The following is a 304-nucleotide window of genomic DNA, read 5'->3' on the forward strand; positions in this document are numbered from 1 at the left end:
TCGCTTCGGCCGCGTGGGACCGGGCATGATCCGGGCCGGATCGCCACCGACCTGGCGGTGATGCTCGCCGACGGTGGTGAGGCGATCGCGGATCTGGCTGTGCTGCGGGACCAGGCAGGGGTGTTCGGCCCGGTCGCCTCCACGCCCACCGCTTGGCGATTGCTCGCCGACACCGACGAGGCCGCACTCGCTGCGCTGCGAGCGGCCCGCGCCTCAGCCCGGGAAGTCGCCTGGATGCAGGCCGCCGAGACCGGCGAGGGCATACCTGCTGCTCGGGCCGGCGGACGAGAACTTCCCGGCCTGG

At 73.7% G+C, this 304-nt stretch carries 1 pseudogene; it reads left to right on the forward strand.

Annotation, left to right across the window (positions count from 1 at the left end):
- Positions 1–304, forward strand: a pseudogene (locus tag AC5WS8_RS39470) (IS1380 family transposase); the annotation flags it as partial.

This window comes from Streptomyces sp. PTL18, assembly GCF_059510295.1.